Below are 2,113 nucleotides of genomic sequence, written 5' to 3' on the forward strand. Positions count from 1 at the left end.
GCAATGACGGCAGTGAGACGCGCGTCTTTGTAGAGTCCTTTGATGCCGACACTGGGCAGCGAGAGTGGGTGCGCAGTATCGAGCGGCGTACCGGGACTCAACAAGAACGCGGTTACATGGTGAGGAGTGCTTATATTGATGAGGATCGGGGTCGGCTCCATTTTATGTATTTTATCAACAATGGCAGAAGCTATCGGGATGTCATTATTGATCTGGAGGACGGGAGCGTGATTCGCGACCGCAAAGTTAGTAATACGGTTTGGAATAATACACCGATTAACGTGGTGTATCCGGGCGGTGAATACTATTTCCAGCTTTGGAATGACCGGGTGGAGCAGCGGCGAGTTTCCAATGATAGCCGGGTCGCCTCCTATCGGCCACCCGGATACAGTTGGATGGCTACCATGTTGGTCGATTTCTATGGGAATGTTTACGTCTCGGGGCAGCTCTCAAATGGGAATTACTTTGTGGCGAGCGCCAGTGGTAATTCCGATGTGAATGAAATCGGGTGGATTGATGGATGTGAAGGGCTGGGCTCGATGTGAGCGCCGGTTGGAAAATGCTCGCTTTGATCTGAGGGAGAGCGTGTCGTGGGGGATCGTTGGGTTTGGTACGCATCGGGAGCCTGCTTGAGTGTGGTCGCCGGTCCAGCGGCTTTACTCTGGCTGGTGATTCCCGGCCCTGTGGGTGCCGCGCTCTCGGTTCTGGCGACCGTTTCGCTTGTCGTCCTTGTGTCGACTCTATTCTGGAGGGGGTTGCAGACCGAAGACCTGGAGGCGGGGGACTTCCGGGTATTCGTGGCGCTTGCGCACGAGGAGGATCGTGTTGGTCGTCTCGCGGAACGGATCGAGCGAGAAGGCCGCCGACCGAATCGCCTCGACCTGAAAGAAGCGATGGAGATTCAACAGGGACGCGCTTTCCAGAAAGGGCGCTGAGCGGTTGAGGCAGCGCGCTTCTTCGGAGGACGGGGAAGACGTGACCGAGGAGGTGGTCCAGGAGCGCCGGGACCGTTGGGAAGCTCGGCGCCGAGCCAGAAACGAACAGCTTGAAGCGCGCAGAAAGCGATTCAAGGAAATGGCTGAAGTACAGGCCGAATAGGCCGGTTCAGCAGGAGGGTTGAGGTCGCCCCCGTCTCCGCGATCTCAGCCGCCCCCGCTTGCGTCAGCCGCTCTTTTACGGCCATAGGGGTCCGGGTGCTGGTGTTTCGGGATGCACTGCCCAGTGGCCCTTCTCGTAGCTCTTACGGCACGGTCGATCAGGAACGAGCCCATCACCACACTCAGTCCCCCCATGCCGCTGCGCCCCAGCTCGTGCTGGATGCCCAGGTCCACGCGCGGCCCCTTGCATGGGGGCGGGACTTCCGCGCTCCCCTTCGGAGTGGAGGCGCACCCGGCCATAACCACGGCTGCGAGCCCAATCGCGGCGATCCGCGACATTCCCAAACCAAGACTTGCCATAATGGTATTCTCCCGTTACCATTGAACCGGCTTGTACATTACACGAAGGAATCGCGGTGTTCCAGAAACATAAGCGCGCCGCTGCGGCGGCATTGATGGCGGCTCTGGCCGTTGGGTTCTCGGGGCCGCTCCATGCTGGAGACGGGTTGATGTCTCACGGTGAAGGTGAGTGGGCGGAGCTTTCCTTCGAGGAGCACTTGCTGAAGGCCACGATCCAGGGTGCCTCTCGCGGGCCTGCGGGTCCGGAAATGCAGGCGATGTTCGAGCAGACCACGGGTTCGAGCGAGCCGGTGGAGCTGCGGGCCGAACGGCAGAACATGATCGACGGCAAGCCTGGCTGCGCCGTTGTGTTCCTGTATTTCGTGCAGGAAGAGGTGGAGGTTGTCGATGAAGACGGACGCCCAGCCGGGACGAGGCCGTTCGAGGTTCGCTACCACTTTGAGCGCTGTGCGGACGGCACGATTCCGGAGTACCGGGGCGCCCGTTAGCGTTCACACGGAAACAATCTCGCATATCCGAACAAAACAATGTACTTCTAGGGTATCCTTGTGGGGCAGACAGTAATGCAGGCGAAACACCCTTTGCATCACCAGATCATCCGGGTACTGAGCGCGCGCAAGAGTCCGGCTCTGGTTCATTCCATCGCGAGTGAGGTG

3 protein-coding genes are annotated in these 2,113 nt (G+C 59.4%); all 3 read left to right on the forward strand.

The window, feature by feature from the left end:
• Positions 1 to 545: hypothetical protein (locus C998_RS15110; RefSeq protein ID WP_196799396.1), on the forward strand; the 545-nt coding region annotated here is incomplete at its 5' end.
• 84 nt (positions 546 to 629) lie between these two features.
• Positions 630 to 935 (forward strand): hypothetical protein, encoded by a 306-nt coding sequence (locus C998_RS14995; protein ID WP_156001365.1) that lies wholly within the window; start codon positions 630 to 632, stop codon positions 933 to 935.
• A 578-nt stretch (positions 936 to 1,513) separates the two neighbouring features.
• Entirely contained in the window at positions 1,514 to 1,945 is a 432-nt protein-coding gene (locus C998_RS0113840; RefSeq protein WP_018871467.1) for a hypothetical protein, read from the forward strand.
• Positions 1,946 to 2,113: the final 168 nt, after the last annotated feature.

It is taken from the genome of Thioalkalivibrio sp. ALgr3 (assembly GCF_000377325.1).
In the GTDB taxonomy this organism is placed as follows: Bacteria; Pseudomonadota; Gammaproteobacteria; order Ectothiorhodospirales; family Ectothiorhodospiraceae; genus Thioalkalivibrio.